The organism is Pseudomonas beijingensis, from assembly GCF_030687295.1.
Taxonomy (GTDB): Bacteria; Pseudomonadota; Gammaproteobacteria; order Pseudomonadales; family Pseudomonadaceae; genus Aquipseudomonas; species Aquipseudomonas beijingensis.
This window is the reverse complement of record NZ_CP117425.1, coordinates 5,121,968-5,137,203: the sequence shown is the minus strand read 5'-3', so window position 1 is coordinate 5,137,203 and position 15,236 is coordinate 5,121,968. Positions and strand designations below refer to the sequence as shown.

Sequence of the window (15,236 nt, the reverse complement as noted above, 5' to 3'; positions counted from 1 at the left end):
ACGCCTGTCACTTGCCTCTTCCCATTCAGAAGGAAATCCCATGAACGCCGATCTGATTCTGTTCAATGGCCAGTTCCATACCGTCGACCGTGAGAAACCCCGCGCCAGCGCAGTAGCCATCAGCCAGGGGCGCTTCGTCGCGGTAGGCACCGACGCCGAGGCCATGGCCCTGCGCGGCAGCGGCACCCAGGTCATCGACCTCAAGGGCCGCACGGTCATTCCCGGCCTCAACGACTCGCACTTGCACCTGATTCGTGGCGGCCTGAACTACAACCTGGAGCTGCGCTGGGAAGGCGTGCCGTCCCTGGCCGATGCCTTGCGCATGCTCAAGGACCAGGCCGACCGCACACCGACACCGCAGTGGGTGCGCGTGGTGGGGGGGTGGAATGAATTCCAGTTCGCCGAAAAACGCATGCCGACCCTGGAAGAACTCAACCAGGCGGCCCCCGATACGCCGGTGTTCGTGTTGCACCTGTATGACCGAGCCTTGCTCAACCGCGCCGCGCTGCGGGTGGCAGGTTACACCCGCGACACGCCGAACCCGCCAGGTGGCGAGATCGTGCGGGACAGCAAGGGCGAGCCCACCGGCATGCTGGTAGCGCGGCCCAACGCAATGATCCTTTACTCGACGCTGGCCAAAGGGCCGAAGTTGCCACTGGAGTACCAGGTCAACTCCACCCGCCAGTTCATGCGTGAACTCAATCGCCTGGGCCTGACCAGCGCCATCGACGCTGGCGGCGGTTTCCAGAACTACCCGGACGACTACGCGGTGATCGAGCAGTTGGCCCGCGAGCAGCAGTTGACGGTGCGCATCGCCTACAACCTGTTCACCCAGAAGCCCAAGGAAGAACTCAGCGACTTCAAGAACTGGACCGGCAGCGTCAAGCTGCACCAGGGCGACGACTTCCTGCGGCACAACGGTGCCGGGGAAATGCTGGTGTTCTCGGCGGCGGATTTCGAGGACTTCCTCGAGCCACGTCCGGACCTGCCACCGGGCATGGAGCAGGACCTGGAGCCGGTGGTCCGGCACCTGGTGGAGCAGCGCTGGCCATTCCGCCTGCACGCCACCTATGACGAATCCATCAGCCGCATGCTCGACGTGTTCGAGAAGGTCAACCGCGACATTCCGTTCAACGGCCTGCCGTGGTTCTTCGACCACGCCGAGACCATCACGCCGAAGAACATCGAACGCGTGCGGGCGCTGGGTGGCGGCATTGCGATCCAGGATCGCATGGCCTTCCAAGGCGAATACTTCGTCGACCGCTACGGTGCCAAGGCCGCCGAAGCCACGCCACCGATCAAGCGCATGCTGGCCGAAGGCGTACCGGTGGGGGCTGGTACCGACGCTACTCGGGTGTCGAGCTACAACCCCTGGACCTCGCTGTACTGGATGGTCAGCGGCCGCACGGTCGGTGGTCTTTCGTTGCACGAAGAGGGCCTGCCGCGCCTGACCGCGTTGGAATTGTTCACCCATGGCAGCGCCTGGTTCTCCTCGGAGCAGGGCAAGAAAGGCCAGATCAAGGTCGGCCAACTGGCGGACCTGGCGGCCCTGAGCGCGGACTTCTTCAGTGTCGAGGAAGAAGCCATCAAGTGGATCGAGTCCGTGCTGACGGTGGTCGACGGCAAGGTGGTGTACGCCGCTGGCGACTTTGAAAAGCTAGGGCCGGCCAGTGTGCCGGTGCTGCCGGACTGGTCACCGGTGGTCAAGGTCCCGGGGCACTGGCGTCCGACATCACCGTTGCAGGCCCAGGTCCACCAGTGCAGCGGTCCGTGCACGGTGCACTCCCACAGCCATGAACGCGCACGACTGTCGAACGTCCCGGTCAGCGATTTCCAAGGTTTCTGGGGCGCGTTTGGCTGTTCCTGTTTTGCTTTCTGACTAACGCACCGATTTTCTCCTGTGGGAGCGAGCTTGCTCGCGATGGCGGCGGAACATTCAACATCGCCTCCCCCTGACATTCCGCTATCGCGAGCAAGCTCGCTCCCACAGGGTTTTGTCACAAACCATCCCAAAGGAGTCATCCCATGAGCAACGTTCCCGCTTACAACCGTCTGAACAAAGACGACGCGGTCGTCCTGCTGGTCGATCACCAGACCGGCCTGATTTCCCTGGTCCAGGACTTCTCGCCCAACGAGTTCAAGAACAACGTGTTGGCCTTGGCCGACCTGGCGAAGTTCTTCGAACTGCCGACCATCCTGACCACCAGCTTCGAACAAGGCCCCAACGGCCCGATCGTGCCGGAACTCAAGGAAATGTTCCCGGACGCGCCGTACATCCCGCGTCCAGGCCAGATCAATGCCTGGGACAACGAAGACTTCGTCAAGGCGATCAAGGCCACCGGCCGCAAGCAATTGATCATCGCGGGCGTGGTCACCGATGTCTGCGTGGCGTTCCCGACCCTGTCGGCGCTGGCTGAAGGTTTCGACGTGTTCGTCGTGACCGACGCTTCGGGCACGTTCAACGAAACCGTGCAACAGGCCGCCTGGGTCCGCATGACCGCTGCCGGCGCGCAGATGATGAACTGGTTCTCGGTGGCCTGTGAGTTGCACCGCGACTGGCGCAACGACATCGAAGGCCTGGGCAACCTGCTGTCCCAGCGCATTCCGAACTACCGCAACCTGATGAACAGCTACTCGGCGTTGACGGCCAAGTAAGCGGTTCATGCTGGATGGCGCCCGCCTTGTGCGGGCGTTTTTGTGTCTGGCATTAGGTTTTTGCAAGCTGTACCGCCGCTATCGCGAGCAAGCTCGCTCCCACAGGGTTCCCGGTGATTACAAGATTCGAGTACACCCACGAACCTTGTGGGAGCGAGCTTGCTCGCGATGGCGTCGGCACATTCAACAGCTAGGCAATCAGACTCATCAAGACCACAATGCCCAACTCATCCCCCTGACTGTCCACCCCAGGAATGACAATGAACCCCTTCGAAGAAATGCGCATCTTTGCCCAGGTCATGGAGTCAGGCAGTTTCACCGCCGCGGCGGATAAGCTGGGGCTGTCCAAGCAGTTTGTCAGCCGCAAGCTCATGGCCTTGGAACAACGCCTGGGCGTGCGCCTGCTCAACCGCTCGACCCGCCGGCTGGACGTCACCCCGTTGGGCCAGCGCTATTACGAAGCGGCGCTGCGCCTGCTCAATGACGTCGAACAGGTGGAGCAGGGCATCAGCGGCCAGACCAGTGAGCCCCGCGGTACCGTCCGGCTCAGCGCGCCGCTGTCTTTCGCCGTGGCGCACTTGGGCAGCCTGTTGCCGCTGTTTCTGCAGCGGTATCCAGGCGTCAGCGTCGAAGTGGACCTGAGCGACCGTTCGGTGGACTTGCTGGGGGAGGGCTATGACCTGGCGCTGCGCATCGGCGTGCTGGAGGATTCGACGCTGATTGCCCGGCGCATCGCGGCCATCGAGCGGGTGTACTGCGCCAGTCCCGCCTACCTGGCGCAAAAAGGCCCGCCCACGCGACCTGAAGACCTGCGCCATCACGACTGCCTGCCCTATGGTCACAGCCGCCAGGTGCAATGGCGTTTCGCAGGCGCCGGCAAACCGTTGACCCTGGAGGTCACGGGACGCATGCGCGCCAATAACGGTGATTTGCTCAGGGACGCGGCCATTGCCGGGATGGGGATCACCTACTTGCCCACCTTCATCCTCGGCGATGCCTTGAAGGACGGTCGGTTGATCCAGGTGTTGGCGGGGTTTGAAACCGAGCCCTTGGCGTTGTCGGCGGTCTACCCGCAACATCGCCAAGGCTCACGCCCTGTGCAGGCGTTCGTGGAATTCTTGCGTGAACACATGCAGTAAAGCGTTAAAGCGTCGCAACGCATTCAGCCGTCACATGACGGCTGAAGCATCCACGGCGCTTTGATCAGGCGGCGAGATTGGCGCTGCTCAGTTCTTTTTTGTACTGCGCTTTCATGGCTTCCATGTCCGCACCCAAGGCGTCCAGTTTGGCTTTGCCCAGCAGTTTTTTCGCTTGGGGGAACATTTCCTTTTCTTCCTCCTCGATGTGGTGCTCAAGCAGCTCCTTGACCACTTTCACGCGACCGGCGAACTCCGGCTGGGTCGGATCGGTGGTTTTCAGATCCGGCAGCACCAGCGAGTCGACGGTACGGTGTTCTTCCTTGGCCTCGTAATACATTTCGGCCTCGTCTTTTCCGCCTGCTTGTTTGAAAGCCGGGTACAGAATCTCTTCTTCCAGGCGGGTATGGATGGAAATTTCCATTTCAAGTTTCGCCAACAGGTCGGTGCGTTTTTTCACGGCGCGGTCGGTCGACTCGCTCAGTTGAGTCAGGATGGCTTTGACACGTTCGTGGTCGGCTTTCAACAGATCGATGGCATTCATGTGTAGCTCCTCGGCAATTCACGGATGCGGGCAGGCTTTGAGCGCCGACGCCGCGTAAAGGTTGAATTGCATCAGCCGTGCCAGCCGAGACGGGTTTTAAAACTCTTTAAAAACAATGGGTTGAGACGCTCAGGATTTTCAGTGTCGTGCAAGCTGCATGAGCCGGGTAGGAAACGCGTTGCACTTTGCGCTGATGGTCTGCGGCGACGCTTCACTCTCGAGACTCATCTGAGCGGATCTGCGGATGGAAAAAGCCACTGCGCTTTGGCAATCAGGCGGGTCGAGCCGAAGTTATCGATCCCCGCTGAGACTATCGGCCCAAGCCTGGACTGCCTGGTGGTCAATCACTCGGCCAGCGTCAACATCGGCCAAGGCTTCATGAGTCAGGAGACTTGCGCTTGTTTGACGATCCAGTCCCTGGAGCGCCCAAGGTTCTCGGTCATCAGATCGACTTTTTCGGCCAGGTGCACCGGGACCTGAACGGTGACGGACCGAGTTTTTGCGAGGGTTGTCATGACGGATTTCTCCTTTGGCAATTGGCAATGCTAGCCAGTCTTCTAAAGCAGTCGCTTCTGAGCGGTGATTCGTTCTGGCCCTCAGGGCAGCAAAATAAATCATATTGAATAAGGTGCTGCGCCGGGGATTTATCCCACCCCTTGTGAGAGCAAGCCGTGCTCCCACAGATAGATCCTCTCGCCACAATGGCTCAAACATCAGCCAGGGTTGGTAATTTAATCGGCAAAAAAAATGCCCGTATCTCGCGATACGGGCATTCTCAGTGGTTACAACGCTTGGACGATCAACCCGTCAAGCCAGCCTGCTGGACCAGGGTCAGCAACGGCTGCGGGTACACACCGAGGAAGAACGCCAATACGGCGATGGCCAGCAGCATCACGCCGCCTGCTTTCTGTTCCCAGTGCAACTCGGCATCGTGGCGACGCAGGTTCGGTTCCATCAGGTACAGGGTGACCATGACGCGCAGGTAGTAGAACACGCCGATGGCACTGCCCAGCACCAGGGAGCCGACCAGCCACCATTGGTGGGCCTCGACGCCGGTGGCGATGATGTAGAACTTGCCGATGAAGCCAGCAGTCAGCGGGATGCCGGCCAGGGACAGCATCATCACGGTCAGCACGGCGGTCAGGTACGGACGGCGCCAGAACAGGCCGCGGTATTCGTACAGGGCGTCGGCGTCGCGGCCGTTGTACGGCGAGGACATCAGGGTGATCACGCCGAAGGCGCCGAGGCTGGTGATCACGTAGGTGACCAGGTACACGCCGATGGCTTCCACGGCCAGGCCTTTACTGGCGATCAGGGCGATCAGCAGGTAGCCGAAGTGGGCGATGGACGAGTAACCCAGCAGACGCTTGAGGTTGCTCTGGGTCAGTGCCAGCAGGTTACCGAACAGGATCGACGCGATGGCGATGATGGTCAGCACGTTGCTCAGCACACCGCTGCTGGCCACGGGCGAGATCTGGAACAAACGCACCATGACCGCGAACACCGCCACTTTCGACGCGGTGGCCAGGAACGCCGCCACTGGCGCCGGGGCGCCTTCGTAGACGTCCGGGGTCCAGAGGTGGAACGGGACCAGCGACAGCTTGAACGCCAGGCCGATCAGCATCATGCCCAGGCCCAGTTGTGCGATCGGGCTAGGCAGGCCGGTGGCCGCCAGGGCCTGGCCGATGCCGATGAAGCTCAGGGTGCCGGCTTCGGCGTAGAGCAGGGCCATGCCGAACAACAGGAACGCGGAACCGGCCGCCGACAGCACCATGTACTTGATGCCGGCTTCCAGGGAGCGCTTGTTGAAGAAGGCGTAGGCCACCAGGCCGTAGACCGGTACCGACAGCAGTTCCAGGCCGATGAACAGGCTGGCCAGGTGCTGCGCGCTGACCAGCACCAGGCCACCGGCGGCGGCCATCAGGATCAGCAGGTACAGTTCTTCGCGGTTGCCCGGGTAACCCGAACCGCCATCGCCGAGGTAGGCGTGGGCGAGGGTGACGCAGGCCAGGGTGGCGACCAGGATCAACGCCATGTAGAGGCAGGCGAAGCTGTCCACCTGCATCAGCGGCGTGACCGCCAGTGGCGCGACTTTCAGGGCCGGCAAAATCGACAGCAAGGCCAGGTTCAGCCCTGCCACCGACAGCAGGAAGGTCTGCGAGTGATTGCGCCGCCAGGCGATCGCCAGCATCACCACGATGATCGTGGCGCTGGTGATCAACAGCGGCGCAAGCGCGATAAAGTGTTGAATCGTGAATTCCATAGCGCTCTTACCGGGCCGAAGCGAGTTGAGAGAAGGCGGTGCCGAGCCACTGCTGCACGCCATGCATCGTGGCGGCAGAGGTGTCGAGGAACGGTTGCGGGTACACGCCGAGGTAAACCAGCAGCACCGCAAGGCCGAGCACCATGATCAGTTCGCGACCGTCCATGCCACGCAACACTTCATCCGACTTGGTCGGACCGAAGTAGGCGCGGTGGATCATGATCAGCGAGTAGACCGAACCGAACACCAGGCCGGACGTAGCGATCGCCGTGATCCATGGCGCGCTGACGAACGAGCCGATCAGGATCAGGAACTCGCCGACGAAGTTGCCGGTGCCCGGCAGGCCCAGGGAAGCGGCCGCGAAGAACAGGCTGATGGCCGGCAGGTAGGCGATGCGCGACCAGATGCCACCCATTTCACGCATGTCCCGGGTATGCAGGCGCTCGTACAACTGACCGCTGAGGATAAACAGTGCGGCGGCCGACAGACCGTGGGCGAGCATCTGGATCACCGCGCCTTGCAGGGCGAGCTGGCTGCCGGAGTAGATCCCGATCAGCACGAAGCCCATGTGCGAAACGCTGGAGAAGGCGATCAGGCGCTTGATGTCGGTCTGGGCGAACGCCAGGAACGCACCGTAGAAAATCCCGATCAGGCCCAGGGTCATGGCGATCGGCGCGAACTCGGCCGAGGCATTCGGGAACAGCGGCAGGGCAAAGCGCAGCAGGCCATAGGCCGCAGTCTTGAGCAAGATACCGGCCAGGTCCACGGAACCGGCGGTCGGCGCCTGGGCGTGGGCGTCCGGCAGCCAGGAGTGGAACGGCACCACCGGCAGCTTCACCGCGAAGGCGATGAAGAAGCCGAGCATCAGCACGTACTCGGTGGTCTTGGACATCTGCACTTTCAACAGGTCGGCGTAGTTGAAGGTGATCACGCCGGTGTTGTTGAAGTTGACCAGTACCAGACCGAGGATCGCCACCAACATGATCAGGCCGGACGCCTGGGTGAAGATGAAGAACTTGGTCGCCGCGTAGATCCGGGTTTTCTTGCCGTCCGAAGAACTGTGACCCCAGAGCGCGATGAGGAAGTACATCGGCACCAGCATCATTTCCCAGAAGAAGAAGAACATGAACAGGTCCAGCGCCAGGAACACGCCGACGACACCGCCCAGGATCCACATCAGGTTCAGGTGGAAGAAACCGACGTGACGCTGGATCTCTTTCCAGGAGCAGAGGACCGAGAGGATACCCAGCAGGCCGGTCAGCAGGATCATCAGCAGCGACAGACCGTCGAGGGCCAGGTGCACGCTGATGCCAAAGCGCGCGATCCAGGCGTGCTTGAATTCAAGCGCCCAGGTCGGATCGGCGCCAGGGGCCGGAGCGAATGAATAGTCGCCGGTCGCCCACAGCCAGAGGCCGAGCGCGAGTTCCAGGGACATGGTCAGCAGCGCAATCCAGCGCGGGAGCGTGGAGCTGGAGCGCTCCGCGATCCAGCACAGCAGGCCGCCGATGAAGGGGATCAGGATTAGCCAGGGCAGAATCATGACGGGCTCGTTTCCTTTCGCAAGTTCGCAAGGTTCATATCAGACCGCTACCAGCACGATGGCGCCGATAACCAGCACGGCGCCAGCCGCCATGGAAGCCGCATACCAACGCAGTTGACCGGTCTCGGTACGGCTCAGGGCAGTGTGGCCGCCCTTGGCCATGCGCGGGATCAGGCCAATGGTCTGGTCGAGCGGGTCTTTGCGCAGAATGTGGCTGATCGCAAGGTATGGCTTGACGAACAGTTTGTCGTAGATCCAATCGAAGCCCCAGGCGGCGAACCACCAGGCCGAAAGGAAACGCCCGATGCCGCTGTTGGCGATCGCCGTGACGAAACGACGCTTGCCCAGGAACAGCAGGGCGGCCAGCAGGATACCGGCCAGGGCGATGGCACCCGAGGCGATTTCCAGGCTGTGCTTGGCTTCGCCGCCGGCATGGCCGACGCTTTGCGGCAGTACATCGGCCAGCGGTGGGGTGATCAGGGCGCCGACGAAGGTCGACAGCACGATCAGCACCGACAGTGGCAGCCAGTGGGCAATGCCGTGGCCGGCGTGGGCTTCGGTCTTGGCCTCACCGTGGAACGCGATGAAGATCAGGCGGAAGGTGTACAGCGAGGTCATGAACGCACCCACCAGGCCGGCATACAGCAGGCCTTGGTTACCGCTGGCGAACGCTTCCCAGAGGATTTCGTCCTTGGAGTAGAAACCGGCGGTGACCAGTGGCAGGGCCGCCAGGGCCGCGCCGCCGACGATGAAGCTGGCATAGGCCAGCGGCAGTTTCTTCCACAGGCCGCCCATCTTGAAGATGTTCTGCTCGTGGTGGCAGGCGACGATCACCGCACCGGAGGCAAGGAACAGCAGGGCCTTGAAGAAGGCGTGGGTCATCAGGTGGAAGATCGCGCCTTCCCAGGCACCGACGCCCAGGGCCAGGAACATGTAGCCGATCTGGCTCATGGTCGAGTAGGCGAGGATGCGCTTGATGTCGGTCTGCACCAGGGCGGCAAAACCGGCCAGCACCAGGGTCACACCGCCGACGATGCCCACCAGGTGCAGGATGTCCGGCGCCAGGGCGAACAGCCCGTGGGTACGGGCGATCAGGTAGACACCGGCGGTCACCATGGTCGCGGCGTGGATCAGTGCCGAGACCGGGGTAGGGCCGGCCATCGCGTCCGCCAACCAGGTTTGCAGCGGCAGTTGCGCGGATTTACCGACGGCACCGCCCAGCAGCATCAGGGTCGCCAGGACGATCCAGAAGTCGCCGACCTTGAAGTGCTCGGGTGCCTTGACCAGCAGTTCCTGGATGTTCAGCGTGCCCAGTTGTTGGAACAGGATGAACAGGCCGATGGCCATGAACACGTCGCCGATCCGGGTCACGATGAACGCCTTGAGTGCGGCGTTCCCGTTGTTGCGGTTGCTGTAGTAGAAACCGATCAACAGGTACGAGCACAGGCCCACGCCTTCCCAGCCGAAGTACAGGAACAACAGGTTATCGCCGAGCACCAGGAACAGCATGCTGGCGATAAACAGGTTGGTGTAGGCGAAGAAGCGCGAGTAACCGGCTTCACCACGCATGTACCAGGAGGCGAATAGGTGGATCAGGAAACCCACGCCGACCACCACGCCGAGCATGGTCACCGACAGGCCGTCCAGATACAGGGCGAAGTTCGGCGTGAAGCCTTCCACCGCCATCCACTGCCACAGCACCTGCACGTACCGGCCACCTTCCGGCGGGGCGACGTTGAATTGCCAGATCACGTAGGCCGTGACGATGGCAGACAGGCCGATGGAGCCCACGCCAACCAGGGCCGAGAGGTTTTCCGACCAGCGTCCACGGGAGAACGACAGCAGCAGGAAACCGACAAGGGGAAATATGAAAGTCAGGAAGAGAAGGTTCATCCGCGCATCTCGCTGGCAGCGTCAATATCGAGAGTGTGGAAGCGGCGATACAGCTGCAACAGGATCGCCAGGCCGATACTGGCCTCGGCGGCTGCCAGGCTGATCACCAGGATGAACATGATCTGTCCATCCGGCTGTGCCCAGCGAGCGCCCGCGACGATGAAGGCCAGGGCGGAGGCATTCATCATGACCTCCAGGCTCATCAGCACGAACAGAATGTTGCGGCGGACCATCAGGCCGACCAGACCGAGACAGAACAGGATGCCGGCAACCGCCAGACCATGCTCGAGAGGGATAGCAGGCATGTGATTACTCCTTCGCCTCGTTACGGCCCAAATGGAACGCCGTGACGGCTGCGGCAAGCAGCAGCATCGAGGCGAGTTCGACCACCAGCAGGTACGGACCGAACAGGCTGATGCCCACGGCCTTGGCGCCTACGGTGGTGTGGCCGATGGCCTGGCCGCTCTGGTGAGCGAACAGCACATACAGCAGTTCACCCAGCAACAGGGCGGACAGGATCACCGGCCCCGCCCATATGCCGGGCTTGAGCCAGGAGCGTTCCTGCTGGACCGCGGCCGGGCCGAGGTTGAGCATCATCACCACGAACACGAACAGCACCATGATGGCGCCGGCGTAGGCGATCACTTCCAGGGCACCGGCGAACGGCGCGCCGAGGGCGAAGAAGGTCATGGCCACGGCGATCAGCGAAATGATCAGGTAGAGCAGGGCGTGCACAGGGTTGGTGTTGGTGACCACACGAAGCGTGGACACCACCGCGATACCCGATGCGAAATAGAAAGCGAATTCCATCTTTCTTCCTTAAGGCAGCAAGCTCTTCACGTTGATCGGTTCGGCTTCGTTCTGCGCGGCGCCTTTTGGCTTACCGGCAATGGCCATACCTGCAACACGATAGAAGTTGTAATCAGGGTTTTTACCGGGACCGGAAATCAGCAGATCTTCTTTCTCGTACACCAGGTCCTGACGTTTGAACTCGGCCATTTCGAAATCCGGCGTGAGCTGGATCGCGGTGGTCGGGCACGCTTCCTCGCAGAGGCCGCAGAAAATGCAGCGCGAGAAGTTGATGCGGAAGAAGTCCGGGTACCAGCGACCGTCTTCGGTTTCAGCTTTCTGCAGCGAGATGCAACCCAACCGGGCACGCCACGGCGCACAGGTTGCAGGCCACGCAGCGTTCTTCGCCGTCGGGGTCGCGGGTCAGGACGATGCGGCCACGGTAGCGGGGCGCCAGGTAGACCGGCTCTTCCGGGTATTGCAGGGTGTCGCGCTTGCGAAAGCCATGGCCGAAGATCATGACCAGGCTTCGCAGTTGGGTACCGGTACCCTTAACGATGTCGCCAATATATATTTGAACATGGGTCAAATCCTCACTGAACCGCGGCCGCAGGCGCGTTCATCAAAACGATCGCAGCGGTCACCAGCATGTTGATCAGGGTCAGCGGCAGGCAGAATTTCCAGCTGAAGTCCATCACCTGGTCGTAGCGTGGGCGCGGGATCGAGGCGCGCAGCAGGACGAACAGCATGATGAAGAACGCGGTCTTCAGGGCGAACCAGACGAAGGACAGTTGCGGCAGGATGCCGAACGGACCGTGCCAGCCACCGAAGAACAGCGTCACCAGCAGTGCCGAGATCAGGATGATGCCGATGTATTCACCGACGAAGAACATGCCCCATTTCATGCCGGCATATTCAATGTGGTAACCGTCGGCCAGTTCCTGTTCCGCTTCCGGCTGGTCGAAGGGGTGACGGTGAGTCACGGCCACGCCGGCGATGAAGAAGGTACAGAAACCGAAGAACTGCGGAATGATGAACCACAGGTTCTGGGCCTGGTACTCGACGATGTCGCGCATGTTGAACGAGCCGGCCTGGATCACGATGCCCATGAGCGCCAGGCCCATGAACACTTCGTAGGACACGGTTTGGGCCGAGGCCCGCAGGCTGCCCAGCAGGGCGAACTTGTTGTTGCTCGACCAGCCGGCGAACAGCACCGCGTACACCGACAGGCCGGCCATGGCGAAGAAGAACAGCAGGCCGATGTTCAGGTCCGCCACGCCCCAGGTCGGGGTGATCGGGATGATCGCGAAGGCGATCAGCAAGGCGCTCATGGCCACCACCGGTGCCAGGGTGAAGATCACCTTGTCGGCAAACGGTGGTGTCCAGTCTTCCTTGAAGAACATCTTGATCATGTCGGCGGCGATCTGGAACATGCCGAACGGGCCAACGCGGTTCGGACCGTAGCGGTCCTGCCACCAGCCCAGCAGGCGACGTTCGACGAAGCTCAGCAACGCGCCGCAGACCACCACGGCCAGCAGGATCACGATGGCCTTGAGGACCGTCAGGATCACATCGATCACTTCAGGGGTGAACCAGCTCATTGCGCTGCCTCCTGCAGACCGTCGACGGTTTTGCCGAAAATCGCCGGTGGAATACCCGCCAGGCCAGCCGGCAGGGCCACCAGGCCAGCGCCCAGTTCTTCATTGATGCGCAGCGGCAGACGCAAGGTCTGGCCGGCCACGTTCAGGCTCAGCAGGGCGCCGTCGTTGACGCCCAGGCGATCGGCTTCGGACTTGGCCAGCGCCACGTAGGCGGCCGGGATACGTTCCTGCACCGGTGCGGCCTTGGAAGAGTTCTCTTCGCTGCCGAACAGGTGATGGAACGGCACGACCTGCCAGGTGCCCGGTGCCGGGTTGAAGGCGCGTGGCACGCTGGCGAACCAGCTCAGGCCATCGCCCTGGCTTTCGATCAGGCGGGTGCCCGGATCACCGGCACGCAGGTGACCACCGACTTCGTCCTGGAACTTGTTCCAGGCCTGCGGCGAGTTCCAGCCCGGCGACCAGGCGAACGGCACTTGCGAGCGCGGTTCGGCGGAGCCCGAGTAACCTTCCATGGAGAACGAGAACGCCGTGTCGTTGTCCTGGGAGGTCCGTGGTTCGTGGACGCTGATGTTGGCGCGCATGGCGGTGCGACCGGAGTAGCGCAGCGGTTCGCGCGCCAGTTTCAGGCCCTTGATGCGGAACGCGGCCGATGGCGCGGCATCGACGATGCGCGCCAGTTGCGGGCTGCTCGAAGCGACGGCGGCGGTGACGTGGTCCAGTTGCGTCCAGTCGATCGGCTGGTCCAGCAGGGTGGCGCGCAGGGCATGCAGCCAGCGCCAGCCTTCGTGGACCAGGATGCTGGCGTCCAGGTAAGTCGGGTCGAACACCTGGAAGAAGCGTTGGGCGCGACCTTCCTGGCTGACCAGCGTACCGTCGCCTTCGGCGAAGCTTGCCGCCGGCAGCACCAGGTGGGCGCGGTCGGTGGTGGCGGTTTTCTGATGGTCGGCGACGATCAGCACTTTCGCGGCGTTCAGGGCGGCGTCCACCCGGGCTTTGTCGGTGCGGGTATAGAGGTCGTTTTCCAGCACGACGATGGCGTCGGCGCTGCCGTCGATCACCGCTTGCAGGGCCGCGTCCAGCGATTCGCCACCGAGCATGGCCAGGCCGAGGCTGTTGGCTTCCGGCACGATCAGGCTGATGGAACCGTTCTTCTCACGCAGCTTCAAGGCCTTGGCAATGTTGGCGGCGGCTTCGATCAAGGCTTTGGAACCCAGGGAGGTGCCGGCGATGATCAATGGGCGCTTGGCCGCCAGCAGGGCGTCGGCAATGCGTTGGGCGAGGGCGGCCGCTTCGCTGTCCAGGCCGTCGACGGCCGGGGCGCTGGCGTCCAGGGCGTGGGCCACGGCGAAACCGATGCGGGCCAGGTCGTCCGGGGCGGCGTGGACACATTCTTCGGCCACGTCGTCGAGCTTGGTTTCAGCGAGGCTGGCGATGAACAGCGGGTTCAGTGCGTCCTGGCCGATGTTCTTCACGGCGGCGTCGAGCCACGGCTGCACGCGCATGGCGTCGGCCATGTCCTCGGCCTTGCCCTTGACCGACTGGCGCAGGGCCAGGGCCATGCGGGCGGCGGTCTGGGTCAGGTCTTCGCCAAGGACGAACACCGCGTCGTGGTCTTCGATGTCGCGCATCGTCGGCACGGGCAGCGGGCTGTCCTTGAGCACTTGCAGCACCAGGCGGATGCGTTCCAGCTCGCCGGCTTCGATGCCACTGTAGAAGTGCTCGGCGCCGACCAGCTCACGCAGGGCGTAGTTGCTTTCCAGGCTGGCCCGTGGAGAACCGATGCCGACGATGTTGCGTCCGCGCAGCAGCTCGGCGGCCTTGTCCAGCGCTTCGTCCAGGCTCAGCTTGGCGCCATTGGCCAGCAGCGGTTGGCGTGGACGATCGGTGCGGTTGACGTAGCCATAGCCGAAACGGCCACGGTCACACAGGAAGTACTGGTTGACCGAACCGTTGAAGCGGTTTTCGATGCGCCGCAGTTCACCGTAGCGCTCACCCGGGGAGATGTTGCAACCGCTGGAGCAGCCATGGCAGATGCTCGGCGAGAACTGCATGTCCCACTTGCGGTTGTAGCGCTCGGAGTGGGTCTTGTCGGTGAAAACACCGGTCGGGCAGACCTCGGTGAGGTTGCCGGAGAACTCGCTTTCCAGGGTGCCGTCTTCAACGCGACCGAAGTACACGTTGTCGTGGGCACCGAACACGCCCAGGTCGGTGCCGCCGGCGTAGTCCTTGTAGAAGCGCACGCAGCGGTAGCAGGCGATGCAGCGGTTCATCTCGTGGGAGATGAATGGCCCCAGTTGCTGGTTCTGGTGGGTGCGCTTGGTGAAGCGATAACGGCGCTCGTTGTGGCCGGTCATCACGGTCATGTCTTGCAGGTGGCAGTGGCCGCCTTCCTCACAGACCGGGCAGTCGTGAGGGTGGTTGGTCATCAGCCATTCGACGACGCTGGCGCGAAACACTTTCGCTTCTTCGTCGTCGATGGAGATCCAGCTGCCGTCGGTGGCGGGGGTCATGCAGGACATGACGATCCGACCACGCTTGTCGTTTTCGTCGGTGTACTGCTTGACCGCGCATTGGCGACAGGCGCCTACGCTGCCAAGGGCGGGGTGCCAGCAGAAATAAGGAATGTCGAGGCCCAGGGACAGACATGCCTGTAACAGGTTGTCTGCGCCATCGACTTCGAGCTCTTTGCCGTCTACGTGGATAGTGGCCATGGTTCAAAGTTCTTCGTTGGCCCGGTGTCAGCGGGCGTGGCTAATGGAATCTTGTTGTTCGTCCGAATCCAAACAGCCTGGGTAAAAGGCGTCATCGGACGAAA

General features: G+C 62.3%; 11 protein-coding genes and 2 pseudogenes. 3 read left to right on the top strand and 10 right to left on the bottom strand.

The genetic code is table 11. From position 1 onward, the window contains the following. Positions 1-40 precede the first annotated feature (40 nt). From PSH84_RS22840 to PSH84_RS22830, 3 genes are all read left to right on the top strand, one after another. The gene (locus tag PSH84_RS22840) at positions 41-1,879 is read left to right on the top strand and encodes an amidohydrolase (RefSeq protein WP_003203401.1); all 1,839 of its coding nucleotides are present in this window, start codon (positions 41-43) and stop codon (positions 1,877-1,879) included. A gap of 146 nt (positions 1,880-2,025) precedes the next feature. Next, entirely contained in the window at positions 2,026-2,655 is a 630-nt protein-coding gene (ycaC, locus tag PSH84_RS22835; RefSeq protein ID WP_014337664.1) for an isochorismate family cysteine hydrolase YcaC, read from the top strand. Positions 2,656-2,915: 260 nt separating this feature from the next. After that, the gene (locus tag PSH84_RS22830) at positions 2,916-3,794 is read left to right on the top strand and encodes a LysR family transcriptional regulator (protein WP_305467633.1); all 879 of its coding nucleotides are present in this window, start codon (positions 2,916-2,918) and stop codon (positions 3,792-3,794) included. A 64-nt stretch (positions 3,795-3,858) separates the two neighbouring features. Here PSH84_RS22830 and PSH84_RS22825 read toward each other — a convergent pair whose 3' ends face one another. The 10 genes and pseudogenes from PSH84_RS22825 to nuoG all read right to left on the bottom strand — a co-directional run bounded on the left by PSH84_RS22825 (position 3,859) and on the right by nuoG (position 15,132). Beyond that, positions 3,859-4,335, bottom strand: coding sequence for a PA2171 family ribosome-binding persister protein (locus tag PSH84_RS22825; RefSeq protein ID WP_122568498.1), 477 nt, complete (start codon positions 4,333-4,335; stop codon positions 3,859-3,861). Between the two features lie 291 nt (positions 4,336-4,626). Then, positions 4,627-4,850 (bottom strand): annotated as a pseudogene (locus PSH84_RS22820) (CopG family ribbon-helix-helix protein). A 284-nt stretch (positions 4,851-5,134) separates the two neighbouring features. Continuing rightward, positions 5,135-6,598 (bottom strand): NADH-quinone oxidoreductase subunit NuoN, encoded by a 1,464-nt coding sequence (gene nuoN / locus PSH84_RS22815; RefSeq protein ID WP_305481839.1) that lies wholly within the window; start codon positions 6,596-6,598, stop codon positions 5,135-5,137. Positions 6,599-6,605: 7 nt separating this feature from the next. After that, positions 6,606-8,138: an NADH-quinone oxidoreductase subunit M gene (gene nuoM, locus PSH84_RS22810; RefSeq protein ID WP_122568499.1), complete on the bottom strand. Its 1,533-nt coding sequence runs from the start codon at positions 8,136-8,138 to the stop codon at positions 6,606-6,608. Between the two features lie 39 nt (positions 8,139-8,177). Beyond that, positions 8,178-10,031 carry an NADH-quinone oxidoreductase subunit L gene (gene nuoL, locus PSH84_RS22805; protein ID WP_122568500.1) on the bottom strand — a complete coding sequence of 618 codons (1,854 nt, stop codon included), beginning with the start codon at positions 10,029-10,031 and terminating at the stop codon, positions 8,178-8,180. Further along, entirely contained in the window at positions 10,028-10,336 is a 309-nt protein-coding gene (gene nuoK, locus PSH84_RS22800) for an NADH-quinone oxidoreductase subunit NuoK (RefSeq protein ID WP_003180046.1), read from the bottom strand. Before nuoK ends, nuoL begins: the two co-directional genes overlap by 4 nt. A 4-nt stretch (positions 10,337-10,340) precedes the next feature. Further along, positions 10,341-10,841: an NADH-quinone oxidoreductase subunit J gene (gene nuoJ, locus PSH84_RS22795; RefSeq protein ID WP_003180049.1), complete on the bottom strand. Its 501-nt coding sequence runs from the start codon at positions 10,839-10,841 to the stop codon at positions 10,341-10,343. Between the two features lie 9 nt (positions 10,842-10,850). Beyond that, positions 10,851-11,340, bottom strand: a pseudogene (nuoI, locus tag PSH84_RS22790) (NADH-quinone oxidoreductase subunit NuoI). Between the two features lie 73 nt (positions 11,341-11,413). Next, positions 11,414-12,421, bottom strand: coding sequence for an NADH-quinone oxidoreductase subunit NuoH (gene nuoH, locus PSH84_RS22785; RefSeq protein WP_092196998.1), 1,008 nt, complete (start codon positions 12,419-12,421; stop codon positions 11,414-11,416). Continuing rightward, complete coding sequence (gene nuoG / locus PSH84_RS22780) at positions 12,418-15,132, bottom strand: NADH-quinone oxidoreductase subunit NuoG (RefSeq protein WP_305481838.1); 2,715 nt, start codon at positions 15,130-15,132, stop codon at positions 12,418-12,420. Before nuoG ends, nuoH begins: the two co-directional genes overlap by 4 nt. Between the last annotated feature and the right edge of the window lie 104 nt (positions 15,133-15,236).

Coding starts and splice junctions, on each gene's coding strand:
- PSH84_RS22840 (WP_003203401.1), top strand. CDS start 41: ATGAACGCCGATCTGATTCTGTTCAATGGCCAGTTCCATACCGTCGAC.
- ycaC (WP_014337664.1), top strand. CDS start 2,026: ATGAGCAACGTTCCCGCTTACAACCGTCTGAACAAAGACGACGCGGTC.
- PSH84_RS22830 (WP_305467633.1), top strand. CDS start 2,916: ATGAACCCCTTCGAAGAAATGCGCATCTTTGCCCAGGTCATGGAGTCA.
- PSH84_RS22825 (WP_122568498.1), bottom strand. CDS start 4,335: ATGAATGCCATCGATCTGTTGAAAGCCGACCACGAACGTGTCAAAGCC.
- nuoN (WP_305481839.1), bottom strand. CDS start 6,598: ATGGAATTCACGATTCAACACTTTATCGCGCTTGCGCCGCTGTTGATC.
- nuoM (WP_122568499.1), bottom strand. CDS start 8,138: ATGATTCTGCCCTGGCTAATCCTGATCCCCTTCATCGGCGGCCTGCTG.
- nuoL (WP_122568500.1), bottom strand. CDS start 10,031: ATGAACCTTCTCTTCCTGACTTTCATATTTCCCCTTGTCGGTTTCCTG.
- nuoK (WP_003180046.1), bottom strand. CDS start 10,336: ATGCCTGCTATCCCTCTCGAGCATGGTCTGGCGGTTGCCGGCATCCTG.
- nuoJ (WP_003180049.1), bottom strand. CDS start 10,841: ATGGAATTCGCTTTCTATTTCGCATCGGGTATCGCGGTGGTGTCCACG.
- nuoH (WP_092196998.1), bottom strand. CDS start 12,421: ATGAGCTGGTTCACCCCTGAAGTGATCGATGTGATCCTGACGGTCCTC.
- nuoG (WP_305481838.1), bottom strand. CDS start 15,132: ATGGCCACTATCCACGTAGACGGCAAAGAGCTCGAAGTCGATGGCGCA.